The sequence below is a fragment of the Arthrobacter sp. AOP36-C1-22 genome (assembly GCF_052377515.1).
GTDB lineage: Bacteria > Actinomycetota > Actinomycetes > Actinomycetales > Micrococcaceae > Arthrobacter_H.
In genome coordinates this window covers 21,613-47,477 of the sequence record NZ_JBQSWW010000007.1, presented here as the reverse complement: position 1 = coordinate 47,477, position 25,865 = coordinate 21,613, and the positions used below count along the sequence as shown (strand labels likewise).

Annotated in this window: 24 protein-coding genes, 3 tRNA genes and 1 riboswitch; of the genes, 13 read left to right on the top strand and 14 right to left on the bottom strand. The window is 68.0% G+C overall.

What is annotated here, in order from left to right:
- Positions 1–135 precede the first annotated feature (135 nt).
- Positions 136–663 carry a PadR family transcriptional regulator gene (locus ACT3S6_RS05865; RefSeq protein ID WP_444554172.1) on the top strand — a complete coding sequence of 176 codons (528 nt, stop codon included), beginning with the start codon at positions 136–138 and terminating at the stop codon, positions 661–663.
- Positions 660–1,535: an alpha/beta fold hydrolase gene (locus ACT3S6_RS05860; RefSeq protein ID WP_444554171.1), complete on the top strand. Its 876-nt coding sequence runs from the start codon at positions 660–662 to the stop codon at positions 1,533–1,535. The genes ACT3S6_RS05865 and ACT3S6_RS05860 overlap by 4 nt, the downstream gene beginning before the upstream one ends.
- A 218-nt stretch (positions 1,536–1,753) precedes the next feature.
- Here the strand turns inward: ACT3S6_RS05860 and thiC are convergent, their stop codons facing one another.
- From thiC to ACT3S6_RS05835, 5 genes are all read right to left on the bottom strand, one after another.
- Positions 1,754–3,553 (bottom strand): phosphomethylpyrimidine synthase ThiC, encoded by a 1,800-nt coding sequence (gene thiC / locus ACT3S6_RS05855; RefSeq protein ID WP_444554170.1) that lies wholly within the window; start codon positions 3,551–3,553, stop codon positions 1,754–1,756.
- Positions 3,550–3,657, bottom strand: a riboswitch (TPP riboswitch). Its footprint overlaps the gene before it by 4 nt.
- An 87-nt stretch (positions 3,658–3,744) precedes the next feature.
- The gene (locus tag ACT3S6_RS05850; protein WP_444554169.1) at positions 3,745–4,926 is read right to left on the bottom strand and encodes a globin domain-containing protein; all 1,182 of its coding nucleotides are present in this window, start codon (positions 4,924–4,926) and stop codon (positions 3,745–3,747) included.
- A gap of 88 nt (positions 4,927–5,014) precedes the next feature.
- Positions 5,015–5,455: an RrF2 family transcriptional regulator gene (locus tag ACT3S6_RS05845; RefSeq protein WP_444554168.1), complete on the bottom strand. Its 441-nt coding sequence runs from the start codon at positions 5,453–5,455 to the stop codon at positions 5,015–5,017.
- 25 nt (positions 5,456–5,480) lie between these two features.
- Entirely contained in the window at positions 5,481–5,963 is a 483-nt protein-coding gene (locus tag ACT3S6_RS05840; RefSeq protein ID WP_444554167.1) for a hypothetical protein, read from the bottom strand.
- A complete protein-coding gene (locus tag ACT3S6_RS05835) occupies positions 5,960–7,375 on the bottom strand; it encodes a phosphomannomutase/phosphoglucomutase (protein ID WP_444554166.1) in 1,416 nt (471 codons plus the stop codon). The genes ACT3S6_RS05840 and ACT3S6_RS05835 overlap by 4 nt, the downstream gene beginning before the upstream one ends.
- A gap of 98 nt (positions 7,376–7,473) precedes the next feature.
- On the opposite strand from ACT3S6_RS05835, the gene ACT3S6_RS05830 reads away from it, so the two are divergent.
- Entirely contained in the window at positions 7,474–9,606 is a 2,133-nt protein-coding gene (locus tag ACT3S6_RS05830; protein ID WP_444554165.1) for a RecQ family ATP-dependent DNA helicase, read from the top strand.
- Positions 9,607–9,635: 29 nt separating this feature from the next.
- Positions 9,636–10,634 carry a hypothetical protein gene (locus ACT3S6_RS05825; protein ID WP_444554164.1) on the top strand — a complete coding sequence of 333 codons (999 nt, stop codon included), beginning with the start codon at positions 9,636–9,638 and terminating at the stop codon, positions 10,632–10,634.
- A gap of 37 nt (positions 10,635–10,671) precedes the next feature.
- Here the strand turns inward: ACT3S6_RS05825 and ACT3S6_RS05820 are convergent.
- Both ACT3S6_RS05820 and ACT3S6_RS05815 read right to left on the bottom strand, forming a co-directional pair.
- Positions 10,672–10,760, bottom strand: a tRNA-Ser gene (locus tag ACT3S6_RS05820).
- 49 nt (positions 10,761–10,809) lie between these two features.
- Positions 10,810–12,939, bottom strand: coding sequence for a prolyl oligopeptidase family serine peptidase (locus tag ACT3S6_RS05815; RefSeq protein WP_444554163.1), 2,130 nt, complete (start codon positions 12,937–12,939; stop codon positions 10,810–10,812).
- A 116-nt stretch (positions 12,940–13,055) separates the two neighbouring features.
- Between ACT3S6_RS05815 and ACT3S6_RS05810 the strand changes: the two genes are divergently transcribed.
- Positions 13,056–15,056: an FAD/NAD(P)-binding protein gene (locus tag ACT3S6_RS05810; RefSeq protein ID WP_444554162.1), complete on the top strand. Its 2,001-nt coding sequence runs from the start codon at positions 13,056–13,058 to the stop codon at positions 15,054–15,056.
- A gap of 63 nt (positions 15,057–15,119) precedes the next feature.
- Here the strand turns inward: ACT3S6_RS05810 and ACT3S6_RS05805 are convergent.
- A tRNA-Ser gene (locus ACT3S6_RS05805) sits at positions 15,120–15,207 on the bottom strand.
- 132 nt (positions 15,208–15,339) lie between these two features.
- Between ACT3S6_RS05805 and ACT3S6_RS05800 the strand changes: the two genes are divergently transcribed.
- The 4 genes from ACT3S6_RS05800 (at position 15,340) to ACT3S6_RS05785 (ending at position 18,324) form a co-directional block, all read left to right on the top strand.
- The gene (locus ACT3S6_RS05800) at positions 15,340–16,317 is read left to right on the top strand and encodes an NAD(P)H-quinone oxidoreductase (protein WP_444554215.1); all 978 of its coding nucleotides are present in this window, start codon (positions 15,340–15,342) and stop codon (positions 16,315–16,317) included.
- A gap of 52 nt (positions 16,318–16,369) precedes the next feature.
- Positions 16,370–16,945: a bacterial proteasome activator family protein gene (locus ACT3S6_RS05795; protein WP_444554161.1), complete on the top strand. Its 576-nt coding sequence runs from the start codon at positions 16,370–16,372 to the stop codon at positions 16,943–16,945.
- A gap of 2 nt (positions 16,946–16,947) precedes the next feature.
- On the top strand, positions 16,948–17,403 hold the full coding sequence (locus tag ACT3S6_RS05790) for a hypothetical protein (protein ID WP_444554160.1): 456 nt from the start codon (positions 16,948–16,950) through the stop codon (positions 17,401–17,403).
- A gap of 75 nt (positions 17,404–17,478) precedes the next feature.
- Complete coding sequence (locus tag ACT3S6_RS05785) at positions 17,479–18,324, top strand: aldo/keto reductase (protein WP_444554159.1); 846 nt, start codon at positions 17,479–17,481, stop codon at positions 18,322–18,324.
- 89 nt (positions 18,325–18,413) lie between these two features.
- Here the strand turns inward: ACT3S6_RS05785 and ACT3S6_RS05780 are convergent, their stop codons facing one another.
- The gene (locus ACT3S6_RS05780; protein ID WP_444554158.1) at positions 18,414–18,713 is read right to left on the bottom strand and encodes a DUF4193 family protein; all 300 of its coding nucleotides are present in this window, start codon (positions 18,711–18,713) and stop codon (positions 18,414–18,416) included.
- Positions 18,714–19,056: 343 nt separating this feature from the next.
- On the opposite strand from ACT3S6_RS05780, the gene ACT3S6_RS05775 reads away from it, so the two are divergent.
- The gene (locus ACT3S6_RS05775) at positions 19,057–19,413 is read left to right on the top strand and encodes a GNAT family N-acetyltransferase (protein ID WP_444554157.1); all 357 of its coding nucleotides are present in this window, start codon (positions 19,057–19,059) and stop codon (positions 19,411–19,413) included.
- Positions 19,414–19,559: 146 nt separating this feature from the next.
- Complete coding sequence (locus ACT3S6_RS05770) at positions 19,560–19,784, top strand: hypothetical protein (RefSeq protein WP_444554156.1); 225 nt, start codon at positions 19,560–19,562, stop codon at positions 19,782–19,784.
- Between the two features lie 112 nt (positions 19,785–19,896).
- On the opposite strand, the gene ACT3S6_RS05765 is transcribed toward ACT3S6_RS05770, so the two are convergent.
- From ACT3S6_RS05765 to tmk, 4 genes are all read right to left on the bottom strand, one after another.
- A tRNA-Thr gene (locus tag ACT3S6_RS05765) sits at positions 19,897–19,972 on the bottom strand.
- An 84-nt stretch (positions 19,973–20,056) separates the two neighbouring features.
- A complete protein-coding gene (locus ACT3S6_RS05760) occupies positions 20,057–21,580 on the bottom strand; it encodes an alpha/beta hydrolase (protein WP_444554155.1) in 1,524 nt (507 codons plus the stop codon).
- Positions 21,577–22,767, bottom strand: a complete 1,191-nt coding sequence (locus tag ACT3S6_RS05755) for a DNA polymerase III subunit delta' (RefSeq protein ID WP_444554154.1) — start codon at positions 22,765–22,767, stop codon at positions 21,577–21,579. The genes ACT3S6_RS05760 and ACT3S6_RS05755 overlap by 4 nt, the downstream gene beginning before the upstream one ends.
- A complete protein-coding gene (gene tmk, locus ACT3S6_RS05750) occupies positions 22,764–23,417 on the bottom strand; it encodes a dTMP kinase (protein WP_444554214.1) in 654 nt (217 codons plus the stop codon). Before tmk ends, ACT3S6_RS05755 begins: the two co-directional genes overlap by 4 nt.
- Before the next feature lie 89 nt (positions 23,418–23,506).
- On the opposite strand from tmk, the gene ACT3S6_RS05745 reads away from it, so the two are divergent.
- Both ACT3S6_RS05745 and ACT3S6_RS05740 read left to right on the top strand, forming a co-directional pair.
- Positions 23,507–24,652, top strand: coding sequence for a trans-sulfuration enzyme family protein (locus tag ACT3S6_RS05745; RefSeq protein WP_444554153.1), 1,146 nt, complete (start codon positions 23,507–23,509; stop codon positions 24,650–24,652).
- Between the two features lie 36 nt (positions 24,653–24,688).
- The gene (locus tag ACT3S6_RS05740) at positions 24,689–25,000 is read left to right on the top strand and encodes a DUF2516 family protein (protein WP_444554152.1); all 312 of its coding nucleotides are present in this window, start codon (positions 24,689–24,691) and stop codon (positions 24,998–25,000) included.
- Here ACT3S6_RS05740 and ACT3S6_RS05735 read toward each other — a convergent pair.
- Entirely contained in the window at positions 24,997–25,746 is a 750-nt protein-coding gene (locus tag ACT3S6_RS05735; RefSeq protein WP_444554151.1) for a class I SAM-dependent methyltransferase, read from the bottom strand. The two genes, ACT3S6_RS05740 and ACT3S6_RS05735, sit on opposite strands and share 4 nt — an antisense overlap.
- Between the last annotated feature and the right edge of the window lie 119 nt (positions 25,747–25,865).

Here is a 25,865-nt window from a genome sequence, read left to right as displayed (position 1 = left end):
ACGTCCAGCGGACCATCAAGGATGGCCCGCTGGACGTTCCCGCCCCATATCCCTCAGCGGGACCGCCCGGTGGCGCGGAGGCACACGCTGGGCCGATAGGCGATAGTTCACCTAGCAGGCTGGCATGATGGACACATGATCCTCGCACGTTTGATCCTCGGGCTCCTGAGCTTGTCGCCGATGACCGGCTACGACCTGAAGAAGCATTTCGACTCGAGCATCAACCACTTCTGGAATGCCGATAAGGCACAGATCTACCGCACCCTGGCCCAACTGGTGGACCAGGGCCTGGCCACGGTCCGGACCGTTCCGCAGGAGAACTACCCGGCGCGCCAGGAGCACCACATCACCGAGGCGGGGCGGGCGGCTTTGCAGGACTGGCTGACCGGAACGCTGGACCGGCAGCCCGCCCGTGAGCCCTTCCTGGGCCGGATCTTCTTCTCCGGGGAGCTCGAGCGCCACGAGGTCCTGGAACTGCTTGCGGCACGTCGCACCGAGGACGAGGACCTGCAGCGGTCCTACCGGGCCCTGCGCGCGGAATTGGACGAGGCCGCCCTGGCCGACCGACGCGGCTACCTGATGGCCGCCACGCTGGACCACGGCATCGCCCACGTCGGTGCCGAACTGAACTGGCTCGACTCCGTCGAAGGGAATCTGCCATGAACGAAAAGCCCACGGTGCCTCCCTCCGTCGGGGAACGCCCCGATCCGGCCGGCTACCCGGAGATCCACCCCCCGGTGCGTCCCCGCACGGACGGCAAACCAGCCCAGACGCTGGTCTTTCTCCATGGCGGCAACGTGGCCAACTGGATGTGGGATCCCCAGGTCAAGGCCTTCCCTGCCTATCGGATCTTCACCCCGCATCTGCCCGGGTTCGGCGGCCGGGCCGATGAGGACTGGCGCGGGCTCGATAGCGCCGCGGATGACGTCGCGGCCTTCATCGCCGAAGAGATCGAGGACGGCCGGGTCCACCTGGTTGGCCAGTCCCTGGGCGGCGTCGTGGGCCTGCGTGTACTGGCCCGGCATCCCGAGCTCTTCGCCAGTGCCCTGTTCACCGGGGCAGGGATCCGGCCGGTGGGGGCGGGAACGCGGTTATCCACGGCGGCGCAACTGCGATTAGGGGACGCCGAATGGTTCTGGAAGGTCCAGGCCGGGGCCTTCGGGATTCCCGCGAACTCCCGCAGGCTCTACTCCGAACATGGGCTGACCCTGCGTCCGGACAACATGAAGGCGATGCTGGACGAGGTCCAGGCGGGCGGCCTGCCCGACGGGCTGGGGGACTACACCGAACGCCTGATGATGGTCGCCGGGGCCCGTGAACCGGCCCTGGTGCGCAAGGGATTCGCCGATGTGGCCGCGGTTCGCCGGGACACGGTCTTCCGTCTGGCCCCGGGGCTGCACCATCAATGGAGCGTCGAGGATCCGTTGTTCTTCAACGCGATGGTCCGCGCCTGGATCGAACGCGGTGAGGTCCACCCCCGGCTCGGGCGGGTTCCCGGGCTCCACCAGGCAGACCCGGATCCCGCTGGAGACTGATTGGTCTGGATCGCGGTCTCCGCAAGGCTTCGCTGCGTCAGGTGCGGACGCGCCGTATCACCTCCGGGCCGTGGACGGCTACATGACATAGTCCATATACCGACGACCGCTCCGGGCAACCGCCTGCGTTCCTGCCAGGGGAGCAGCTGCAGAAGTTGCCCGGAACGTTGGAGGCGCCCGTTGCCTCCCGTGCGGACGCCGTCGTCGTACCCGGTGGATCAGTCGGTGCCGTTGCCGACGGGGATCGTCGCCTGGAGGTAGATGCTGGACCCCGAATCCGCGAATTCACGGCTCTTCGCCTGCAAACCGGCTTCGATGTCATCGGCCAGTGCCCGTTGGCGTTCGGTTCCCCCGAACTCCTCGCGGATGTCCTGGGAGATCCGCATCGAACAGAACTTCGGCCCGCACATGGAACAGAAGTGCGCGGTCTTGGCCGGCTCCGCAGGCAGCGTCTGGTCGTGGAACCGCTGGGCCGTGGCCGGATCCAGACCCAGGGCGAACTGGTCGTTCCAGCGGAACTCGAAGCGCGCGGCCGACAGGGCATCGTCGCGGGCCGTCGCCCCGGGATGCCCCTTGGCCACATCGGCGGCATGCGCGGCGATCTTATAGGTGATCACCCCGGTCTTCACGTCGTCCTTATCCGGCAGCCCCAGATGCTCCTTCGGGGTCACATAGCAGAGCATCGCCGTGCCGTAACGGGCGATCTCGGTGGCCCCGATGGCGCTGGTGATGTGGTCGTAGCCGGGGGCCGTATCGGTCACCAGCGGACCCAGGGTGTAGAACGGCGCCCCGTCGCAGAGCTCCTGCTGACGCTCGACGTTCTCGCGGACCAGATGCAGCGGGATATGTCCGGGTCCTTCCACCATCACCTGCACGTCGAACTGCCAGGCCCTGCGGGTCAACTCGGCCAGGGTATCGAGCTCAGCGAACTGGGCGGCGTCGTTGGCATCGGCCAGGGAGCCGGGGCGCAGCCCGTCACCGAGGGAGAAGGCGACGTCGTAGCGGGCGAAAATGGCGCAGAGCTCGTCGTAATGGGTGTAGAGGAAGTTCTCCTGGTGGTGGGCCAGGCACCACCCGGCCATGATCGATCCACCGCGGGAGACGATGCCGGTGACCCGGTCGGCGCTCAAGGGCACATGGCGCAGCAGCACCCCGGCATGAATGGTCATGTAGTCCACGCCCTGTTCGCATTGCTCGATGACGGTGTCGCGGAAGATCTCCCAGGTCAGTTTCGATGCATCCCCATCGACCTTCTCCAGCGCCTGGTAGATCGGCACGGTGCCGATGGGCACCGGGGAATTGCGGATCAGCCATTCGCGGGTGGTGTGGATGTCATCGCCGGTGGACAGGTCCATCACCGTATCGGCGCCCCATTGGGTGGCCCAGGTGAGCTTGTCGACCTCCTGGGCGATCGAGGAGGTGATGGCCGAGTTGCCGATGTTGGCGTTGATCTTGACCAGGAAGGCCTTGCCGATGATCATCGGCTCGGATTCGGGATGGTTGATGTTCACCGGGATGATCGCCCGTCCGGCGGCGACTTCGCGGCGGACCAATTCGACGTCGCAGTTCTCGCGCAGCGCCACATAGCGCATCTCGTCGGTGAGGGTGCCCTGTCGGGCGTAATGCATCTGCGTGACGGTACGCCCCTGGTGCGAGCGCCTCGGTACCGGGGTCGTGCCGCTCCATTCTGCCGAGGCGGCCCCGCGACGCACGGCGGACCGGCCGTCGTCGTGCAGGGTGCGTTGGCGACCGGCGTATTCGGCGGTGTCACCCCGGGCGGTGATCCATCGGGTGCGCGGACGCGGGAGGCCGACGGTCGGTTCGGAGCCCGGACCGGCGGTCCGATACGCCAGATGGGGCTCGTTGGCGCTGCCGTCGGGGGAATCCGCCAGGCAGATCGCGGTGACCGGGACCCGCAGGCCGTGTTCCGGATCCTCGATCCACTGCAACCGGTGCTGTGGGTGCTGTTCCCACGCGGTGGCGGACGGGGTGGTGGGTTTTACTGTGGAATCGCTCATTTGAGCCCTCAACTTCCTACGCCGGCATGACCCGGACAGGTTCGACGGTCGCGAGCGGTGGCAGCTCGATCTCAGCCCCTCCTGGGGCACCCGTGTGGACGTTGCGAGCGTAACGGAGCGGCCCGCGATCTGGCTAATCCAGTTCGCGGGCCGCTCCGGTGTGGCGCCCCTCCGGGGCAGCGGGCTCGTGCCTAGGCGGCAAGCCAGAGGTCGGGACCGAAGACCTCGTAGTGGATGTTCCGCGGGGCCACGCCGGCGGCGATGGCCTGGCTGCGCACCGCACGCATGAATGGCAGCGGACCGCAGAGGTACATCCGGGCATCCTCGGGCAGCTCGACGCCGGTCAGGTTCATGAACCCCTCGACGGCCTGCAGGTCCGCGGTGGTGCCGGTGGTGTCCTCGAGCCACAGGCGCATCTCGACGTTGGGCAGCTGCTCCACGGCGGCGAGCATCTGGTCCTTCAGCGCCCAGTTCGATTCCATGGCCTCGGCGTGGAGCACCAGCACCTGGCGGTCCGACCCGGTGGAGACCAGCGACTGCAGGGCCGAGGCGCTCGGGGTGCACCCGATGCCGGCGGTGGCGATGATGATCGGCCCGCCCTCCATGTCCAGGGTGATGTCACCGTAGGGGTTGGACAGTTCCACGACGTCGCCGACCTCGAGATTGCGGTGCATGAAGGGGGAGACCTCCCCGCCTTCATCCAGCTTGGTGGTCAACACCCGCTCGGTGGTGGATTCGACGTTGTCGGAGAGGGAGTACTGGCGGCACTGGCGCAGCCCGTCGGCCAGCGGCACGCGGATGCTCACGAACTGGCCGGGCTTGGCCACCGTGACGGCGGTGTCATCGGCCGGCTCGAAGCGGAACGTCATGCAATCCTGGCCGGAAGCCTCCGTGGAGGTGACCTTCCATGGGGCGTAGATCCGGTCGTTGGCCTGTTCGGCGTAGAGGCCCTTTTCGATCTTGACCAGGGCGTCGGCCATCAGCCAGTAGACCTCGGACCAGGCGGCGACGACCTCTTCGGTGGCTGCTTCGCCCAGATCCTCGGCGATGGCCGCGAACAGGTGGTCGAAGACGATCTGGTACTGGTCGGGCTGGATGCCCAGCGACGTGTGCTTATGGGCGATGCGGGACAGCACTGATTCGGGCAGCGATTCGGGGTGTTCGATCAGGTGGGAGGCGAAGGCGGCAATGCTGCCGGCCAGGGCCTGTTGCTGGGCTCCGTTCTTCTGGTTGGCGCGACTGAACAAGCCGTCCAGGAGTTCAGGACGTGCCGCAAACATCCCGGCATAGAACTTCTTGGTGATCTCACCGATCCGTTCGCCAATCACGGGAAGTGTCGCCTGGACGACGGGGCGGGACGTTTCTGAGAGCATCGAATCTCCTCGAGGTCGAATTACTTGCGTCTGATCCGCAAGTATTATGATACATTTCTACACCTTGTAGAAAACTGGGGCAAATCGGCTATCGCGAGATGGGAAAAGGAAGGGGGACCAGCGCCGGGGAGGACGCCAGATCGCGGATCGACCAGTGGTCCAGCTCCTGGTAGAAGGCCTCCTGGGCGCGCGCCAGGGCTGTGCGGAGCCGGCAACCGGCGATCAATGGGCAGGCGGCCGTGCCGTCGTCGGTGGTGCACTGGGCGAGATCGCCCTGCCCCTCGAGGCTGCGCAGCAACGTGCCGGCGCCGAGGGACAGCCCCGATTCGTTGATCTGCACGCCACCGGTGCGCCCGCGTTTGACGTCGATGTGTTTCAACTGGCCGAGCTTGTGCACGGCCTTGGAGACCTGGTTGTAGGGGATGTCGATCGCCTCGGCGATCTCCCGGGTCCTCAGCAGGGGATCGGACCGGGCGGCGAGCAGCATCAGGATGCGCAGGCACACATCGGAAAAGGCGTTGATCTTCATGATGTCGACGCCCGGTCCCCACGGATCAGGCCCAGATCCTCAAATCAGCTGGTTCGGGGGTGGGCTCCTGGAAGGTCCACTCGCTGCCTTCGGCGGCGGGGGAGGCATAGGGCTGGATGATGGCCACTGCCCCGCCGAGGCTGTGCTCCGCTAGGGCATGGACGGCGTCGACATCCTCCTGCAGCAGGGTCACATCGGAGACCAGGGCCACGGCCACGAAGTTCTCACGCTGACCGATCAGCAAGGTGACCAGGTCATCCATCATGACTTCGGCATCGATATCCGCTTCGGGATCCTCGTCGTCCTCATCGGGTTGGACCGCCAGCAGGCGCAGTTCCCCTTCGGCCTCGCCGTCGGGCTCCAGGCCGATGGCGAAGGGCAGGAAGACCCCGTTGGTTTCAAGCTGTTCGCGGGCGACGCCCAAGGCGGTGCCGAGCACCTTGTTCAGGTCCTGGTGGGCGGCCTCACCGAGTTCGGCCAGCCGGTTTTCCGTGGGGTTTTCGCTCATGCATTGCTCCTGACAAGGGTGAGGACCGCGTCGCGGACGCGTTCCATGGTCGGGGTGTCTACGGCTTCCCCGTTATAACGGAGGAAGGGTTCGGTGTTGGAGGGGCGGAGGTTGAACCAGAAGGATCCGTCCGTGGCCTTCACCGTGGTGCCGTCCAGCCTATCGACCACCGTCTCCGGGGTCGAAAAGCTCTCCAGCACCCGGGCCACGGCCGCGTCCTTGTCCTCGACCTCGGAGTTGATCTCGCCCGAGGAGAAATACGGTTCGTATTCGGCGGCCAGATCTCCCAGGGCACGGTCCTGGGAGCCGAGGGCGGCCAGCACATGCATCGCGGCGAGCATGCCGGTGTCCGCGTTGTAGAAATCGCGGAAGTAGTAGTGGGCGCTGTGTTCGCCACCGAAGACGGCCCCCTCGGCGGCCATGACCGCCTTGATGAAGGAGTGGCCCACCCGGGTGACCACCGGCCGTCCGCCGTCGTGTTCCACCAGTTCGGGGACCGCGCGGGAGGTGATGAGGTTGTGGATGATCACCGGGGTCTGCTCGCCGGCGGCCTGCGCCCGGGCGATTTCACGTCGGGCCACCAATGCGGTCACCGCCGAGGGGGACACCGGCAGACCTGCTTCGTCGATGACGAAGCAGCGATCCGCGTCGCCGTCGAAGGCCAGACCGATATCGGCGCCGTGTTCGAGGACGGCGGCCTGCAGGTCCTTGAGGTTCTCCGGTTCCAGCGGGTTCGCCGGGTGGTTGGGGAAGGTCCCGTCCAATTCGAAATACAGCGGCACGATCTCCAGTGGAAGGGCCGGCAACAGGTCATCGCCCAGGACCGCGGGAGTGGTCATGCCGGCCATCCCGTTGGCGGCGTCGACGACGACCTTCAGCGGGCGGATGCCCGAGAGGTCGACCAGGGAGCGCAGGTAGGCGGCGTAGTCCTCCAGCACGTCCCGGGTGCTGATGTCCCCCTGGGGCGCGTCCCCGGAGACCGGCAGGCCTTCGGCGAGGTAGGTCTGGGCCAGATCGCGGATCTCATACAGGCCCGTATCCGAGGAGACCGGCACGGCACCGGCCTGGGCCATCTTCATGCCGTTATAGGCCGCGGGGTTGTGGCTGGCGGTGAACACGACGCCGGCGGCATCGAGTTGGCCGCAGGCGAAGTAGAGCTCATCGGTGGAGATCAACCCGAGCAGGCAGACCTCGGCCCCGCGGTAGGAGGCCCCGCGGGCGAAGGCGGCGCTGAAGGCGGGGGAGGAGGGGCGCATGTCACCGCCGACGAGGACCTGTTTGCCGGCCAGGGACAGGACGTCGACGAAGGCGGCGCCCACGGCCTCGACGATCTCCTCATTGATGGTTTCGCCGACGATGCCGCGGACGTCGTAGGCCTTGAAGGAAAGGGAAAGATCAATCTCGCTGCTCACGGGGTCGAGCTTAGCCGTTCGGGGCGTATCCACGCGATCATCCAACCACTCCACCGGGTCGGTGCCCATGCGTGGGTGGTCGCTGGGATACTGGGTCCATGGTTGAAACGCGGAACTCACAATTGCATGACGACGCCACTGCGGTCCTGCGCCGGCTGGTCGGAAACGACGGGGCCCGATTCCACGAGGGGCAGTTCGAAGCGATCGAGGCCCTCGTCGAGGGCGGCCGTCGGGCCCTGGTGGTCCAGCGCACCGGCTGGGGCAAATCCGCGGTGTATTTCGTGGCCAGCCTGCTGCTGCGTGCCCGCGGCGCGGGGCCGACGCTGATCGTCTCCCCGCTGCTGGCCCTGATGCGCGACCAGGTCGCCGCCGCGGCGCGGGCCGGGGTGCGGGCCGAAGCGATCAACTCGGCCAACGCGGTCCAATGGCAGGAGGTCATCGCCAAGCTCGAAGCCGATGAAGTCGACGTCCTGCTGGTCTCGCCCGAACGGCTGAACAACCCTTCCTTCCGCGAACAGCAGCTCCCCGAACTGATCCGCCGGATGGGCCTGCTGGTGATCGACGAAGCCCACTGCATCTCCGACTGGGGCCATGACTTCCGGCCCGACTACCGGCGGATCCGCGATCTCATCGCCGCCCTTCCGGGAAACGTGCCGGTGCTGGCCACCACCGCGACGGCCAACGAACGGGTGGTCCACGACGTGCAGGAACAGCTGGCCGTCGGAGGCGCGGAGGTCTTCACCCTGCGCGGACCGTTGGCCCGCAAATCGCTGCGGCTCGGGGTCCTGCGGTTGCCGAGCCCGCGTTCGCAACTGGCCTGGTTGCTGACCCATCTGGCCGATCTGCCCGGCAGCGGCATCATCTACACCCTGACCGTCTCGGCGGCCGAGGACATCACCCGACTGCTCCGGGAGGCGGGGCACGACGTGCGCTCCTATACCGGGCGGACCGACCCGGAGGAACGCGCCGCCTCCGAACAGGCGCTGAAGGAGAACCAGGTCAAGGCGCTGATCGCCACCAGTGCGCTGGGGATGGGCTTCGACAAACCCGACCTCGGATTCGTCGTCCACGTGGGCGCCCCCAGTTCCCCGGTCGCCTACTACCAGCAGGTCGGTCGTGCCGGCCGTGGAACCGACAACGCCGATGTGCTGTTGCTGCCGGGGCCGGAGGACCGGGAGATCTGGCGGTACTTCGCCACCTCCTCCATGCCGGACGAGGAACGGGCCCATGCCGTGTTGTCCGAATTGGAGGCGGCCGGAACGGCGGTCTCGGTCCCGGCCCTGGAGGCCCGGGTGAACCTGCGCCGTTCCCCGCTGGAACTGCTGCTCAAGGTCCTGGCCGTGGACGGGGCCGTCGAACGGGTCGCCGGGGGATGGGCGCGCACCCGCGAACCCTGGGCGTACGACGCCGCCCGGTATGCCCGGGTCGCCGCCGCCCGCGTGGACGAACAGAATTCGATGTTGGAGTACGAACGCACCACCGGGTGCCGGATGGAGTTCCTCTCCCGCGTCCTGGACGACCCTGCGGCGGCACCCTGCGGCCGCTGCGACAACTGCGCGGGCCCCTGGTACCAGGACTCGATCGGTGACGAGGCCCGGGACCGCTCCCAGGCGGCCCTGGGCCGGGTGGGGGTCCAGGTCGATCCCCGGGCGATGTGGCCCGGCGGCATGGACCGCCTCGGGGTCCCGCTGAAGGGAAAGATCAAGCCCGCGGACCAGGCCCGTCCCGGCCGGGCCCTGGCCCGGCTGACCGATCTGGGCTGGGGGGCCAAATTGCGGACCCTGCTCTCGACCCCCGTCGACGAGGCCCCCGACGCAGCCATCGAGGACGCGATGCTGCGCGCCTGCGTGCAGGTGCTCTCCGAATGGGATTGGGCCGAACGGCCGGTGGCGGTGGTCAGCCTGCCCTCACGCACCCGCGCTGAACTCGTCGGCTCCTTCGCCCGCGGGATCGCCGGAATCGGCAGGCTTCCCTATCTCGGGGCCCTGGATTATCCGCACGGCGGACCTCGGGGGGCTTCGGGAGGCAACAGTGCCTTCCGGCTCGCCGCCGTCTGGGGGCAGTTTGCCGTCGGGGACGAACTCGCCGGGGAACTGGCGGCACTGGACGGCCCGGTCCTGCTCATCGACGACTACGTCGATAGCCGGTGGACCATCACCGAGGCCACCCGGGTGTTGCGCGAGGCAGGGGCCGACGCCGTCCTGCCCTTCGTCCTGGCGGTCTCCGCCTAGGGATTGGACCCACGCCCTAGACTTGGGGCATGGAGTTGTTGTTATGGGTTCTGGTCCCCTTGCTGGTCCTTGCCGCCGGTTGGTGGTGGGTCACTCGACTGCGTCGGAAGACCTCTGCGGAGGTCAACGGCTCCGTCGGGCCCGAATCGGCACGCGAGGCCGCCGGGCAGCTGGGGGCTGAAGCCCATCGCGATGTGTACCGCCAACTCGCCCAGGGCAACTTCATGGGCGCCGTGCAGGCCTACCGTGCCGCCACAGGTGTTGGGGTCAAGGCCAGCATCATCGCCGTGCGCAGCCTCGAAGCCCACCCGCAGGTCCATCAGGAGGGCGGCCCGCGGATCGCCCCGCAGGGGCCGGGGCCCCAGACCGAGCCCCCGGAGGGGAACGGCGAGAGCGAACCATCCGGCGGTCCGGCCACCGAGCCGGCCACCGATCCGGTGGCCGGAGAAGCGGTCGACGCCGAGGCACCGGTACCGGAGCCCGCGGCGGATGCCGCTGCCGCCCCGCTGGCGGATCCCGCCCCGGGCCAGGACCTCGACGATTTCACCATCCCGGAGGAATGGACCGAGAAATTCGGTAGCGGGGCCAGCCGCAAGACCTCCAACTTCCGGATCTCCGCTGAAGAAGACGGCGTCAAACGCGAATTCGGCACCGATGAGCTTCCCCCGGCGGAATTCGACCAGTTCCAGTCGCTGCTGCGGGACCATGACCTCGACGGTGCCGCCGACCTGTTGGCCAAGTTCTCGGGCCTGGACCGGGATTCCATCAGGGAACTGTTGGACACGGCCCCCGTCGATGGGGATCCGGCATCGATGGGTGAGGATATCGCGGACTTCAGCTTCGAGGGGGACGGCCCCGAAGGCCACGTGCAATTCAGTGCCAGCGACCTCCCGGGGGAGGACAAGGACCGTTTCCTGGGTTTCGTCCGGGCCGGGGAACTGGGGCAGGCCGCGGAGATCGTCCACCGGCATACGGGTCTTCCCGCCGAGATGGTCGAACAACTGCTGACGGCCTTCGGAAAGAAGTAGGCACAAAAAAACCCCTACCTGGGTAGGGGTTTTTCAGCGGAGACGGGGGGATTTGAACCCCCGGTCGAGTTTAACCCCGACCCTTCATTAGCAGTGAAGTCCATTCGGCCGCTCTGGCACGTCTCCAGCGCTGCCGTGGCAGCCCCCCAAGACTACCGAACAGTGGCCCCCAAATTCAAAATGCCTCCCGGTTCACCGACCGCCACAGGAATTCGTAGCTGGTCGCCAGCATCCGGGCGCTCTGACGGTTGTCCGAGGCCCCGGCATGGCCGCCCTCCAGCGACTCGCTGTACCAGATCCGAGGAACCTTCGCCTCGAGCATCTTCGCGGCCATCTTGCGCGCCTGCACCGGTCCCACCCGGTCGTCACTGGTGGCACTCCAGAAAAGCGTGGCGGGGAAGGTCTTCCCGGCCTCCAGGGCCTCATCGAGCAGATGGTAGGGGGAGAACCCGCGGATGAATTCCCACTCCTCGGGGAGATCCGGGTCCCCGTATTCGGCGATCCACGAATGCCCGGCCGAGAGCCGGGTGTAGCGGCGCATGTCCAACAGCGGAACGCCGCAGGAGATCGCCCCGAAGAGTTCGGGATGAACGGTGAGCATGTTCCCCACCAGCAGGCCGCCGTTGCTGCGTCCGGTGGCCGCCAGATGGTCGGGGCGGGTGATCCCGCGGCGCACCAGGTCCCGGGCGATGGCCGCGAAGTCCTCGTATGCCCGCGGCCGGTTCTCCCGCAGTGCCGCCCGATGCCAGGCGGGACCGTATTCGCCGCCGCCGCGGATGTTGGCCAGCACGTAGACCCCGTCCCGGCCGGGGGCGGAACCGCGGCGGAGCCAGGCACGGCCCACCACCCCGGAGTACGACGGCGTCAGGCTGGTTTCGAATCCGCCGTAGCCGTTCATCAACACCGGGTTGGCCCCGTCGTGGACCAGATCCGCCGGGCCGACCTGGAAGTAGGGGACCGCCGTTCCGTCGTCGCTGGTTGCGAAGTGCTGCTGGACCTCCAGACCGGTCGCGTCGAAGCGGGCCGGGGAGGACTTGACCGTTTGCGGGAGCCCCGCACCGATGGTCCCGCGCGACAGGGTGGCCGGGGTCAGGAACCCGGTGGAGACCAACCAGTAGTCGTTCGCCGTCTCCGGGTCCTCGTCGTCGACCGGCCCGATGGACAGGTCCTGGTGTTCCTCCCCGCCGACCTCGAGGGGACGCAACCGCCAGCCATCGGCCGGATCCGCCACCAGGATCTTCGAGGAGACGTGATGCAGCACGGTCAGCAACAGGTGGTCGGCGGTGAAGGAGGAGGACTGCAACGAGGTGTCGGCATCCGGGGTGAAGACCCGGGTCACGGTGCGGTCCCCGGACAGGAAGGCGTCCAGATCGGCCACGGCCAGGCAACCGGAGGGAAGGGCCTGGCCGTCGAGCTCCCAATCCTGCTGTGGGCTGAACATCACCCATTGGCGGTGCAGTCCGATCCGCACATGGGTGGGGGCCTCGATCGGCACCCAGTGCCCCTCGCGCAGGATCGAGGTGGAGGTGTTGAAGAAATCGATGACGTCGGTGGCGGTGACATGCCGGTAGCCGGGGGTCTGGTCCACCGAGACATGGGCCATCACATGGGAGGCCTCGACGGCGAAGACCTCCAGGGCCTGCGCGGGGTCCATGCCGCGTTCGACCCGGCGGACGGTGCGAGCATAGCCCGAACGGGTCAGCGAATCCGCGCCGAACCCGGTGGCCACGTACCAGGCGTCGGGGCCGTCCCAGCTGACCTGGGTCTTCCCGACCGGCAGCGAGAACCCGTCGGGGACGAACCGGGCGGCCTGCAGATCGAATTCACGCACTTCCACGGCATCCCCGCCATCGGGGGACAGGCGCAGCAGGGCGCGGTGGTAGTCCCCGCCGGTCTCGGGACGCAGCAGCGCCGCGCCGGCGAAGACCCAGTCGGTGCCTTCCGCAGCGGCCAGGGCATCGACGTCGAGCAGGATCTGCCAGTCGGGGTCTTCACTGGCGTAGGACTGCCAGGTGGTCCGCCGCCACAGGCCCTTCGGGTGGGAGGCATCGCGCCAGAAGTTGTAGTAGTAGCTCCCGCGTTTGGTGGCCATCGGGATCCGATCCTGCGCATCCAGGACCTCCAGCACCGAGGATTCCAGCCTCTGGTAGGCCTGATCGTGCAGCATGCTCCCGGTCGCGGCATTGCGGGCCCTCACCCAGTCCAGGGCCGTTTCCCCGTGGATCTCCTCCAGCCAGGCAAAGCGGTCGTCGGTCTCGGAATCAGTGGTCGGCCCCGCCATCGGGGCTGCTGAGGTGCTGTCCATGGCCCCCAGTCTACGAGTGGCCGCCCGGCCGGGCGGTACGCTGGGAACCCCGGCCTCCTGCGGATCGGCGGGGAAGCAGGCGGGGCATCCGCACGGCCGAAGCGAAGGAGCAGCACGTGGCAGCACCCCCGTTCACCCTGGTGATCGTCGGTTCCGGACCCCGCGGGACCTCGACCCTGGAACGGGTGTTGGCCCGGCTTGAAGCCGCCGACCAGCGGCGCGGAGCCGAGGACACGCCTCCGGCCCGGAGCCTGGAGATCACGGTCGTGGACCCTTGCGAACCCGGGCCCGGGCACGTCTGGGCCCCCGAACAGCCGCGCTACTACTTGATGAACACCCCGGCGCTCTACCCCACGGTCGCCCCGCCACGCGGGACCGGGAACGCGGCGGGACTGACGTTCGAGGAATTCCGGGTCGGGGGCGGCGACGGCGCCGACCTGGATCCGGCGGAACGGGCCGAACTGGCTGGACTGTCCGCCAGCGGATTCCCGAGCCGGGCGATCTACGGGAGGTACCTGCGCCATGTGTTCTGCCGGGTACGGGCCCGGCTCCAGGCCCATCCGGCCGTCGCCTCATTCACCGTGATCCGTGCCGAAGCCACCTGCCTCCGCCGCGAAGCCAACGGCTACCGCCTGACCCTGGACGGGGGAGCGGGGTCGGGGCCCGCAGTGACCGAGCTGGTGGCCGAAGCCGTTGTGCTCGCCGTCGGACATGTTCCGGCGCACCCGAACCCGCTGCAGCGCACCGCCGGGGAACGCGCCACCGCCGTGGGTTTGCACTACCAAGGCCCGAATGTGCCTGCCGACGTGGATTGGGGGCTCTACCCGGCCGGGGAACCGGTGCTGGTGCGTGGGCTCGGGCTGAACTTCTTCGATGCGATGACCGCGATGACCGTCGGCCGCGGCGGATCCTATGTTTCCACCGGTGACGGCCCGGGCCATGCCCTCGAATACCGGGGCAGCGGCAGCGAACCAATCCTGCATGCCGCCTCGCGACGCGGGGCCCCCTACCGCGCGAAGGCGTGCATCGACTCCTATCTTCCGGCCTCGGTGTCCCTGCGCCATCTGAGCTTCGAGGCCGTCCATGCCCTCGCCGCCGACGGGGCGCCGGGCGAACCGAGGGGCAAGGTCGGTTTCAACGCCCATGTCTGGCCGCTGCTGCACCGCGACGTGCTGCATACCTACTATGCGACGCTGGCCCGCGTCTCACCCGAACTGTTCGAGGAGCCCGGCCCCTTCCTTGCCGAACTCGACGAGATCCTCGACGCCCCGCATGTGAACGGCCAGGAAGTCTGGCGCACGGTGGCCCGCGAACTCGTCGAACGGGCGGCCCCCGGGGTCCGCTGGCTCGACGTCGCCGGACTGGGGCACCCCTTCGCCGACCGGGGATTCGTGGGCCACTCCGCCTACCAGGGGGCGGTGCTGGCCTATCTGGAACACGACGCCGAAACCTCGGCCCGCGGGGAGGAGGACCCGTTGAAGATGGCGATCGGTGCGTTGAATGCCGGCCGTGGGATCATCAAACGACTCGTCGCCGAGGGGATGGTCGATGATGCCAGCCGGCTCGACGAGCTCGGCCGCTGGTTCGAACCCCTGGTCGAAGGACTGGCCAGTGGTCCGCCCCTGCAACGGATCGAGGAACTGGCGGCGTTGGCGCGTGCCGGCATCGTGCAGTTCATCGGCCCCGACCCGGTGTTCTCGTTGGACGAGGAGGCCGCCTGCTTTGCCGCCTCCTCACCGTGGGTGCAGGACGAACCGATCACCGCCCGGTACATGGTCGAGGCGATGATGCCCGCCAACCGGGTCGCCCAGAGCGCCTCGCCCCTGCTGGAACAGTTGTGGGCCGAGGGGATGGCCCGGCCCCGCCTGATGCTCAACCCCGAAGGCGAGGGGGTGTACGGGTCGGGGCTCGACGTCGTCGGACAGCCCTACCGGCTCGTCGACCAGGCAGGGATCGCCCACCGCGGGATCTTCGTGTTGGGGCTGCAACTGTCCAGCGTGCAATGGGGGACCGCGATCGCCGCGGAAGCCGGCGCCGGTTTCACCGAAGGGGCCCGGACGCTGGGGGATGCGGATGCCGTGGCTTCCGAGGTGCTGAGGATGGCCGCCCGGATCTGAGTTCCGGGCGTCAACGACGGCAGGGAAGCCGGTCCATGATGGACCGGCTTCCCTGCCTCGACGCGGAAGGTAAGGGATTTGAACCCTTGGTGCGGGGTTGCCGCACACTGGTTTTCAAGACCAGCTCCATAGGCCGCTCGGACAACCTTCCAGACATGAGAACTATACGCGAGCGGCCCCGGGCAGGAAAACCGTGGGCGATAGGCTCGGGGTGGACACCGATTTCCATGTTGAAGGGATCCAGCCATTGAGCCCGAACACTGCAGCCGATCTGCCCACCACCATGCGCGCCGTGGAGTATTCCGGACCCGGGGGCAGCGAGGTCATCCGCCTGGCCGAACGCCCGGTCCCGACCCCGGGGGCCGGGGAAGTGCTGATCCGGGTCGCCGCGGCCGGCCTGAACCGCGCCGATGTCGCCCAACGGCAGGGAAACTACCCGCCGCCGGAGGGGGCCTCCGACGTCCCTGGCCTGGAGGTTTCGGGAACCATCGCCGCCAGCGGCCCCGATGTGGAGGGGTACGACGCCGGTGACCGTGTCTGTGCGCTGCTGGCCGGCGGCGGGTACGCCGAGTACGTCGCGGTCCCGGCCGTCCAGGTCCTGCCGGTCCCGCCGGGCATCGGATTGGTCGAAGCCGCCGGGCTGCCGGAGGTGGCGTCGACCGTGTGGTCGAACCTGTTCATGGAGGCCGGGCTGTCCGCGGGGCAGTGGGCCCTGATCCACGGTGGGGCCGGGGGCATCGGCACCATGGCCACCCAGCTCGCCACCGCCTACGGCGCCCAGGTGGTGGTCACCGCCGGCAGTGCCGGGAAGATCGACTACTGCCGGGGGTTCGGTGCCGTGGACGGGATCAACTACCGCGAGGAGGACTTCGTCGAACGGATGCGCACGATCAGCGATGGCCACGGGGCCGACGTCGTCCTGGACATCATGGGAGCGAAGTACCTCGCACGGAATCTGGAGGTCCTCGCCCCCGACGGCCGGCTGGTGGTCATCGCCCTGCAGGGCGGGGCCAAGGCCGAGCTCAACCTGGCCCGGCTGATGACCCGACGCCTGCGCGTCATCGGCACCACCCTGCGGGCCCGCAGCCTTCAGGCCAAGGGCCGGGTCGTGGAGGGGGTGCGGACCGGGGTCTGGCCGCTGGTCGAGGAGGGTACGGTCCGTCCGGTGGTGGAGAAGACGTTCCCGTTGGCCGAAGCAGCCGCCGCCCACGAATACTTCGACTCCGGGGAACACCGCGGCAAGATCCTGCTGACCGTCTAGGGCCGCCCGGGGGACCGGGACGGGCCCGAGCGCGTCGTGGCAAGATGGAAGCATGAACGAACACGAGAAGCCGCAGTCTCCGCCCGCCCCGGCCGACGGGGCCGGGACGGACGCCGCCCCGTCTTCCTTCAGGGTCCAGGGGCTGGTGGAGGAACCAGCGAAGGTCATGCGCATCGGTTCGATGATCAAGCAGCTCCTCGAAGAGGTCAGGACCGCCCCGCTCGACGACGGCGCCAGGGCCACCCTGGCGGATATCCATGAACGCTCGGTCGCCGAACTCGAATCCGGGCTCTCCGCCGAACTGGTCGGGGAACTCCACCGGATCCGCCTGCCCTTCACCGAGGACCAGACCCCCACCGAAGCCGAATTGCGCATCGCCCAGGCGCAACTGGTGGGCTGGCTCGAGGGGGTCTTCCACGGGATCCAGACCGCTCTGGCCGCCCAACAGGTCGCCAGCGAACAGCTGGCCCGGCGCATCCAGCTGCGCGAGCTGCCGCCGGGGACCCCGGTGGCCCCCGGCATCGTCATCAACGAACGCGGGGAACCCGAACGGGTGGCCCCGGGCCGGCCGGGCGCCGGGGAGGCGCCGGACGAGGACACCGACGGCGGACCGGGACAGTACCTCTGAGCATGGGATGGGTTGCTCGGATGCGCGGTGCCCGCCGCGATGACCAGGAGCTCGGCGATGGTGTCTGGCGTCGGGCCAACGACCGTTTCGGGCGGGGACTGGACCGTTTCCACCAGGTCCTCGAAGGCATCGAAGCCGATGACCTGCACAATGCCCTGGTGATGATCGCCAACCACCTGGCGGACCTGCAACCGAGGGTCCGCGCCGTATGCATGGCAGCCCAGACCCAGCGGCCCAGCACCGGACAGGACATCCCGGGAAGCCATGCCTCGGTCCACCGGGCCCTGTCCAAGGCGGCCAACGACCTGGCGGCGGCAGCCCAAGCCGCCGCCATGTCGCGACTGGATGGGGAACGGTGGGGATACAACTCCGCGGGTCTGGAGAACGTGGCCTTCCGTGCCGATCTGGTGGTCGAGGGGGTCCGCCTCGCCGAAGAGGCGCTCGCCGACGCCGGTTGAGGCCGGGCGTTCGCCGAACGCGGAGAGCCGAGGCACGCTTCCCTCCCCCGCGGATGGCGGTGGCAGGATGGGCCGATGACCACCTACGAATCACCGAAACTCACGTTCAACGATGGCAGGACCATCCCCCAGCTCGGCTACGGGGTCTGGAAGGTGAAGGACGACGTCGCGGAGAAGGTCGTCTCCCTGGCCTTCGACGCCGGATACCGCCATGTGGATACCGCCCGCATCTACGGCAACGAGGCAGGGGTGGGCCGCGCCGTTGCCACCTCCGGCCTGGACCGGTCCGAGCTGTTCGTCACCACCAAGGTCTGGAACGCCGACCAGGGCTACCAGCAGACCCTCGACGCCTTCGACGCGTCGTTGGAGCGCATGGGGATGGACTTCGTCGACCTCTTCCTCATCCACTGGCTGCAGCCGAAGCAGGGCAAGCACGTCGACACGTGGAAGGCCCTGATCGAGTTGCAGAAGTCAGGTCGCGTGGGGTCCATCGGCGTCTGCAACTTCACCGCCGAGGCGTTGCAGGAGCTCGAGGATGCCACCGGGGTGGTCCCGGCCATCCACCAGGTGGAGACCCACCCGTTCTTCCCCCAGACCGCACTGCGTCAATACGAGGCCTCCCGGGGCATCCTCCACCAGTCGTGGTCCCCGCTGGGCCAGGGCTCGGAACTGCTCGGGCACCAGGTGCTGACCGATATCGCCGTCAAGCACGACGCCACCCCCGCCCAGATCGTGATCGCCTGGCATCTGGCGCTCGGACTCGTGGTGATCCCCAAGTCGGAGACCCCGTCACGGATCGTGGAGAACTGGGAGTCCCTGGGCGTGACGCTGGACGAGGAGGACATCGCCGCGATCAACGGACTGGATCGGGGCGAGGAAGGGCGTATCGGCCCGGACCCCGCAGAGAGCGATTTCGAGTAACCGCTCGGATCCACCCCTGAAACAGGAAAGGCCCGTCACCGTGGGGTGACGGGCCTTTCCTGTGCAAGGCGACGATGGGTCGGGGCTGATCAGCCGTCGCATTCGCGGCAGATCTTCACGCCGTTCTTTTCGCGGGACAGCTGCGAGCGGTAGCGCACCAGGAAGCACTCGCCGCACGTGAACTCGTCCTGGCCCTGCGGCCGGACCTGGACGACCAACTCGTCATCAATGATGGCTCCGGGCAGTTCACCGCCATCAAGCGGCTCGTCCTCGTCCAATTGCTGGACGGCAGTCTTCTGGTTCGGCGCGTCCATCGCCTTGACCTGCTTGAGGGTTTCTTCGCTTCGTTCAGCGACATCGGGGCGGACTTCGTCGTAGTCGACAGCCATGCGGTACTCCTGGTATTTCGTGTGGTAGGAAGCGACATATTAGGCCAACATCGGCCTCAAAGCCAATCGATTTTTTGAAAGGTGTTTCAACTCACAGCCTTCGATGCCAGGGGCGTCGATACCGGCCAATGAACAACCCCCCAGGGCCGCGGTGCCCCGCTGAACCCAGCGGGCAGGACCAACCGATCGCAGAGCTGCCACTGGCCCGTGCCGGCCGCACCGTATCGGGGGGAGGCCGAACTGGAAGACCGTGCTTCCCGCGGCCGGCCCGGATGGAGGCTTCCGGAAGAAATGTCGAAGTCTACGGTATTGCGGAGGAGCCACAACCTGCCAAGATGTAGGGATGACGACGATTAGCATCCGCTGGGTCGGCGACCCACCAACAGAATCATCGGGCTGGTTGGCAGCCTTCACCGAAGACGGCACGAACGTCGGGGAAGCCGCCTACCGGAGCTGGGAAGAGGATTCCCGGCTGACCTATCTGGGCGACTTCATCGTCGCCCCCGAATACCGCAAGCACGGTATCGCCAAGGACATGATGAGCACCGTGTTCGACCATCTGGGGCGGGACCGGCAGTACATCGTCTCGCTCACGGGCAACCTGGGCCGGATGTTCATGGAGGCCGTGGCCGGGGAGGAGGGGGCGCCGAAAATCTTCGAACTCCACGAAGACGACACCACCTACCGGCCCATGAACTAGGGACGCCTGCGAGCGGTCGGCGCCCACCCTCACCGCCCGTGCCGGGGGAGTGAACACTGTCACGGGATGCTCCGTAGGGATCCATGATGTGGAGTGATTCGGGGTAACTGCCCATGTCAGGGCGTTTCCCTGCCATGCTGGGGTGCATGAAGGAGACTCGAAACGGAATCATGGTCGCGTTGACCGCGGTGGGATCCAACATCATTTTGGACGTCTACACGGATCTGACGACGGCACACCGTCTGCTCGTTTCCATCGGTATTTCCGTGCTGCTCAGCATCGTCCTGGCGATCCGCACCACGCGACGGAACGAGCAGGAGCCCGAATGGGAAACATCCGGCGGGCCAGGCCCCGGCAGCAACTTTCGGTAGAAGCAGGCCCGGGTGGGCCCATCGATCAGGGCCCGGGAGGTTCGCGCGGTCAACCAACGCATGAAAAAACGCCATTTCCTTGGGTGGTCAAGGCATATGGCGTTCTTCGTGGTGGAGCCCCCTGCCAGAATCGAACTGGCGACCTTTTCATTACGAGTGAAACGCTCTACCGACTGAGCTAAGGAGGCACGGTGGCCTGGAGGGCCACCAGCCGATAGTTTATAGGAGCATTTCGCCAGCGGTCAAAACGGGCGCTGCCGCCGGCCTCTTCGTCAGCACTTCAAACCATCCTCGGGGACGATGGAGTCCAGGAAATAGTCGTCGACGGCGTCGCCGATGCACTCGTTGCTGCGACCGTAGGCGGTGTGCCCGCGGCCATCGAAGGTCACCAGCACGGAGGAGTCGAGTTGCTGGTTCAGCGCCTTGGACCACTGGTAGGGGGTGGCCGGGTCGCCGGTGGTGCCGATGACGACGATCGGGGCGGCGTCGGGCGCCGAGACCGGGGCGGCCTCCCCGGTGGGTTCGAACTTCCAGTCCTTGCAGGCCAAACCGCCGAAGGCCAGGTATTTGCCGATCGTCGGGGAGGCCTCGATGAGGTCCTTCTCGTCCTGGCGCTGTCCGTCGATGCTCGTGTCCACCTGGTAGTCCAGGCAGTTGATCGCGGTGAATGCGGCTTCGGCATTGCCGGTGTAGGAGCCGTCCTCGTTGCGGCTGGCACTCATATCCGCCAACTCGAGCATCGCGGTGGGGTTCCCCGCCACCGCGGAGTTCAGCGCGTCGGTCAGTTGCGGCCAGTACGCGTCCTCGTAGAAGGCCACCAGGAAGCCGCTGACGAAGTCGTTGATGCCGACCTCCCGCCCGTCCTCGGCGGTCAACGGATACTCCTCGACGGAATCGAAGAGGTCCCGGAGCTGGTCGCGGGCCTGGTCGACATCCCCGTCGAAGGGGCAGTCCTGCGTGCGGAGGCACTCCTCGAGGTAGCTGGTGATCGCCTTCTCGAAGGCTTCAGCCTGGCCCAGGGTGACTTCCTCGTTGGTCAGCGAAGGGTCCATCGCCCCATCCAGGACCATGTGCCCGACGTGGGAGGGGAAGAGATCGGCGTAGGTGGCACCGAGCTTCGTTCCGTAGGAGAAGCCCAGGTAGTCCAACTTCGGGGCATCGCTGATGGCCCGCAGGATGTCCAGGTCCTTCGCGGAGCTGATCGTGTCGACATGGCCCAAGGACGCACCGGAGCGTTCGGCACAATCCCGGGCGTACTCCTTGCTTTCCTCCTCGAGCTCCTTCAACCCGGCCTTGGTGTCGGGGTCGATCTCCAGGGTGCGATCGGCATCGCGCTGGGCATCGGTCCGGCAGCTCACCGGCGCCGACCGGCTGACCCCGCGGGGGTCGAAGCCCACCAGGTCGTAGCCGGAGCGCAGATCCGCGGAGAAGATCAACGTCCCGGCATCCTCGACCAGATCCACCCCGGAGCCGCCGGGGCCGCCGGGGTTCACCAGCAGGGTCCCCTGCTTCTTCCCGCTGGCCTTGAGCTTGATGACGGAGAGGTCGATGGACTTCTGATCCGGCTGCTCGTAGTCCAGGGGCACTTCCACCTCGGCGCATTCGAACTGTGTTGAACAACTCGTCCAGTCCACGTCCTGGGAGTAGTACTTCCCCAGGTCCGCCGGAGCCGAAGGCATGGCCGCCTCGGACTGCTGCGCGGCGTCGTCGGCGGGTTGGCTGCTGCAGGCGGTCAGGAGCAACAACGAGGCGGCCGCAGCGGCCGCCCAGCGCAGCCGTCGTCGGGTGGGAATCATGCGGTGGTGTCTCCTTGGTTCCTGGCCGGCAGCAGCCCGGCCATCATGGCCTCCATGGCCAGCAGCGGTTGGACGTTGGCGGTGATGCGACGGCGGGCCTCGGAGATGTAGTCGATGCGCGCCAGTGTTTCTTCGGCGGTGGTGCGGTGGGCCACCGCCGTGAGTTCGCGGGACAGGTAGTCATTGACCAGTTCGCTCCCGCTGGCCAGCTGCAGGGTCAGCACATCGCGGTAGACGGTGGTCAGGTCGATCAGCGCGCGGTCCAGGGAGTCGTTGACCCCCCGTTTGGCCCGACGCTTATTGAGCTCTTCGAGGGCCTTGAATTGGCTACGGAGCTGCGGGGGGACGGGGGAGTCGGCCTCCAGGCCCAGGGTTTCGCGCAGGGCGGCGGTGTCCGCGAGGGCCCGGGCCTCCGCCGAGGCGGTGGACTCCTCGGTGGAGAGCTTCACCAACTCCCCGGCGGCGACCACCGCATCGGAAACCGAATTCAACCGCAGGGGCATGCGGACGGTCTGATCGCGGCGCCGTCGTGCGCCGTCATCGCGGGCGAGCCGGCGGGCGATGCCGATATGGCTTTGGGACACCCGGGCCGCGAAATCGGCGTCGTGGGCAGAGAGTCCGTCGCGGCGGACCAGCAGTTCGGCCACCGCCTGGCGGGAGGGGACGCCGAGGGAGATGGGTCGGCAGCGTGAACGGATGGTCACCAGCACGTCGGCCGGGCTCGGGGCGCACAGGATCCACACGGTCTGCGGTGGGGGCTCCTCGATGGACTTGAGCAGGACGTTGGTGGTCCGTTCGGTCATCCGGTCGGCGTCCTCGACGATGATGACCCGCCATTTACCCGCCGAGGGCCGGTCCTGGGCCCGGGTGATCAGCTCGCGGACATCCACGATCTGGTAGTTGACCTTCTCCGTGGCGATCAGCGAGACGTCGGGGTGGGTGCCCGCCATGACGGTGCGGCAGGCGTGGCACTGCCCGCACCCCCGGTCGTGCGGATCGGGGGCATCGCATTGCAGGGCAGCGGCAAAGGCCCGGGCGGCATTCGAACGACCCGACCCCGGAGGGCCCGTGAACAGCCACGCATGGGAGGGGGCGCCCAGGGCCGCGGCCCGCTGCAGGGCGCCGATGGCCGCATCCTGTCCCGGCAGGTCGGCCCAGACCCCGGTCAGTTCGGCGGGGGCGCTCACGACGAGGCCCCGGCAGCCTGGATCGCGGTGTCCACGGCCGTGGCGATGCGGGCGGCCAGGTCCTCGACCTCCAAGGAGGCATCGAGGACCACGTAGGCGCCGTCGTCGTTCCGGGCCCGCTCCAGGAAGGCTCGACGGATTCGGGCATGGAAGTCGTCGGGCTCGGATTCGAGCCGGTCCTCGGCCCCGTGGCCCTGCGTGCGGCGTTGCCGGCCGGCCAACGGATCGACGTCGAGCAGGATGGTCAGATCCGGGCGGAGCCCGTCGGTGGCCCAACGGTTCAGCCGCAGCACCTCGCCGGCCCCCAACCCGCGTCCGACCCCCTGATAGGCGACCGATGAGTCGATGAAGCGATCGCAAATGATCGTGGCCCCGCGCCCCAGGGCAGGAAGGATGAGCTGCTGGACATGGGCGGCGCGGGCGGCGGCGAACATCAGGGCCTCGGTGCGGGCATCGACCTCGCCGCGGTCGTGTTCGAGCACGAGGGAACGCAGTTCCTCGCCGATGACGGTGCCTCCCGGCTCACGGGTACGGACGACTTCGCGGCCGCCGTCCTGGAGCCTGCGGGCCAGCAGGGCGGCCTGGGTGGATTTGCCGGCACCATCGCCGCCTTCGAGGACGACGAACAGGGCTCCGGGCGCGCGCTGCATTTCATTCACCCGTTCAGCCTATCGGCCCGGGCCGGTAATACGCGGTCGCGACTTCGAAGGGGCCCGATCCGGCGGTCTACGATGCTGACATGCCCACTTCACACCCGCAGGATCTTGCCCCGGATACCGTCGTCGTCGCCGCAGGACGGCCCCCGCGCGAACCCGATGCGCCGGTGAATCCACCGATCGTGCTCTCCTCCACCTTCGTGGGCACCGGGACCCCGGGCCAGGGGGAGCGGACGTACGCGCGGTTCTCCAACCCCACCTGGGACCCGCTGGAAGAGGCCCTGGCCCAACTGGAATCCTGCCCGCTGCCCGGGCTGGTCTACGCCTCCGGCATGGCCGCCGTCGCCTCGGCCATGTCGCTGCTGCCCCGCAACGGCACCATCGTCATCCCCCGGCACAGCTACAACGGGTCGCTGTCATTGGTGGCCGATCTGCAGGCCCGCATCGGACTGCAGGTCCGGTTGGCCGATGTCGAGGACACCGAAGCCACCCTGGCCCTGCTCGAGGGCGCCGACATGCTCTGGCTCGAAAGCCCGACCAACCCGATGCTCGAGGTCGCCGACGTCGCCGCACTGGCTGCCGGGGCCCGCGCCGCCTCGGTGCTCTGCGTCGTGGACAACACCTTCTCCACGCCGTTGTTGCAGCGTCCGCTGGAGCTCGGCGCCGACGTCGTGGTGCATTCGGCGACCAAGTACATGGGCGGGCATTCCGACGTCGTCCTCGGGGCCGTCATCACCGGCAATGCCGAGCTGCGCAGCACGCTCCATGCCTACCGTTCGCTGCACGGGGCGGTCCCGGGACCCTTCGAAACCTGGCTGACCCTGCGCGGCTTGCGGACCATGGCTCTGCGGGTCGAACGCGCCCAGGCCAACGCCGGGGAGCTGGCCCGCCGCCTCGACGCCCATCCGGCGGTGGAGGCCGTGCGCTACCCCGGGTTGGAAGCGGACCCCGGGCACACCCGGGCCGCGGCCCAGATGGAGGGATTCGGCTCGATCCTGTGCCTCACCGTCGCCGGGGGAGAAGCGGCCGCCGAGGCGGTCCTGGCCGCCCTGCGGTTGTGGACCCCGGCCACGAGCCTGGGCGGGGTCGAGTCCCTGGCCGAACGCCGGCGGCGCCACCCGGGGGAGCCGGATACCGTGCCGGCGAACCTGATCCGGCTCAGCGCGGGCATCGAGAACGTCGAGGACTTGTGGAACGATCTGAGCGCCGCGCTGGAGAGCACGCGCTAAAGACGGATCGGCTGCGGTTCCCCTAGACTGGCAGACGTGGAAACCGCATTGTTGTTCGAGATCTATCTCTTCAAGGCCCTGAGCCTGGTGGCCCTGGTCCTGGGGCTGTGGGCCTTCATCGATGCCCTGCGCCACCCGGCGCAGAACTACGAACGCGAAAACAAGCGCACCAAGGGCTTCTGGATGGGCATGACCGGCGTGGCCGCCGTGGTCTGCGTCTTCAGCTTCCTCGGCCCCGGTGGCGCCGGTTTCCTGCAATTGATCGCCGCCTGTATCAGCTGCGTCTACCTCGCCGACGTGCGGCCTGCCGTGGGCGGCAGGGGCGCCCCGGGATACTACAACTACTAGAGCCCCGGCTCCTGGAGCGCCAACGACCCCGTCCGCGGGGCCACACACGCCCAGTCCACGGTCAATTCGCCCAATCGCCACCGTGAGGGGCCATCACGGACCGGCCAGCCCGCCGCCCGCAGGGCCCGGCACATGGCCATCCAGCGTTGCCGCTGCCCGAACGTGGACCAAGGCGCCGTAGCCAGCCAGGCGGCATCGGCCGCGGCCAGGAAATCGTGGACCCGCTCGCCGGGATGGTTGCGGTGGATCAGCGCCTTCGGCAGGCGTTCGGCCACCTCGCTGGGGCGTTGGACGGCACCGAAACGAATCGAGATGCTCAAGGTCAGCGGACCCTCGGGGGAGATGCCCACCCAGGTGCTCACCCGACCGATCTCGTCGCAGGTCCCCTCGATGAGCAGCCCCGCAGGATCCAGCCGGGCGGCCAGCGAAGACCAGATGGCCGCCACATCGTCCTCGGTGTATTGACGCAGGACATTGAAGGCCCGGATGAGCAGGGGGTTGCGGTCCGTGGGGATCTCGAAACCACCGACGGCGAAGGAAAGCCCCTCGACCTCCAACAGCTTCGCCGCCAGCACCCGGCCGGGATCGATTTCCAGTCCGACGACGCAGACCAGGGGGTTCACCGCACGCAGACGTTGAAAATATTCGACGGCGGTGCGCGGGGAGGCCCCGTAGCCCAGATCCACGCAGATCGGGGGTGCGCCGGTGACATCGGGGCGGAGCCGGAAGTTCTGCGTGCCGGTCATCCAGCGGTCCACCCGACGCATCCTGTTCGGATTCGTCGTCCCGCGGGTGGGGTTGCCCACAGGGCGTCCGGCCTGATGCCGGCCGCCGAGTCTTCGAGACTTTTGCACCACGAAAAAAA

Bases quoted from the DNA above. Each gene is read 5' to 3' on its own strand.
- ACT3S6_RS05845 (WP_444554168.1), bottom strand. From the start codon at position 5,455: ATGAAGATCAACGCCTTTTCCGATGTGTGCCTGCGCATCCTGATGCTG.
- ACT3S6_RS05735 (WP_444554151.1), bottom strand. From the start codon at position 25,746: ATGACCGGCACGCAGAACTTCCGGCTCCGCCCCGATGTCACCGGCGCA.
- tmk (WP_444554214.1), bottom strand. From the start codon at position 23,417: ATGCAGCGCGCGCCCGGAGCCCTGTTCGTCGTCCTCGAAGGCGGCGAT.
- ACT3S6_RS05790 (WP_444554160.1), top strand. From the start codon at position 16,948: ATGGGATGGGTTGCTCGGATGCGCGGTGCCCGCCGCGATGACCAGGAG.
- thiC (WP_444554170.1), bottom strand. From the start codon at position 3,553: ATGAGCGATTCCACAGTAAAACCCACCACCCCGTCCGCCACCGCGTGG.
- ACT3S6_RS05825 (WP_444554164.1), top strand. From the start codon at position 9,636: ATGGAGTTGTTGTTATGGGTTCTGGTCCCCTTGCTGGTCCTTGCCGCC.
- ACT3S6_RS05785 (WP_444554159.1), top strand. From the start codon at position 17,479: ATGACCACCTACGAATCACCGAAACTCACGTTCAACGATGGCAGGACC.
- ACT3S6_RS05850 (WP_444554169.1), bottom strand. From the start codon at position 4,926: ATGCTCTCAGAAACGTCCCGCCCCGTCGTCCAGGCGACACTTCCCGTG.
- ACT3S6_RS05795 (WP_444554161.1), top strand. From the start codon at position 16,370: ATGAACGAACACGAGAAGCCGCAGTCTCCGCCCGCCCCGGCCGACGGG.
- ACT3S6_RS05770 (WP_444554156.1), top strand. From the start codon at position 19,560: ATGAAGGAGACTCGAAACGGAATCATGGTCGCGTTGACCGCGGTGGGA.
- ACT3S6_RS05745 (WP_444554153.1), top strand. From the start codon at position 23,507: ATGCCCACTTCACACCCGCAGGATCTTGCCCCGGATACCGTCGTCGTC.
- ACT3S6_RS05860 (WP_444554171.1), top strand. From the start codon at position 660: ATGAACGAAAAGCCCACGGTGCCTCCCTCCGTCGGGGAACGCCCCGAT.
- ACT3S6_RS05760 (WP_444554155.1), bottom strand. From the start codon at position 21,580: ATGATTCCCACCCGACGACGGCTGCGCTGGGCGGCCGCTGCGGCCGCC.
- ACT3S6_RS05775 (WP_444554157.1), top strand. From the start codon at position 19,057: ATGACGACGATTAGCATCCGCTGGGTCGGCGACCCACCAACAGAATCA.
- ACT3S6_RS05815 (WP_444554163.1), bottom strand. From the start codon at position 12,939: ATGGACAGCACCTCAGCAGCCCCGATGGCGGGGCCGACCACTGATTCC.
- ACT3S6_RS05840 (WP_444554167.1), bottom strand. From the start codon at position 5,963: ATGAGCGAAAACCCCACGGAAAACCGGCTGGCCGAACTCGGTGAGGCC.
- ACT3S6_RS05865 (WP_444554172.1), top strand. From the start codon at position 136: ATGATCCTCGCACGTTTGATCCTCGGGCTCCTGAGCTTGTCGCCGATG.
- ACT3S6_RS05780 (WP_444554158.1), bottom strand. From the start codon at position 18,713: ATGGCTGTCGACTACGACGAAGTCCGCCCCGATGTCGCTGAACGAAGC.
- ACT3S6_RS05830 (WP_444554165.1), top strand. From the start codon at position 7,474: ATGGTTGAAACGCGGAACTCACAATTGCATGACGACGCCACTGCGGTC.
- ACT3S6_RS05800 (WP_444554215.1), top strand. From the start codon at position 15,340: ATGCGCGCCGTGGAGTATTCCGGACCCGGGGGCAGCGAGGTCATCCGC.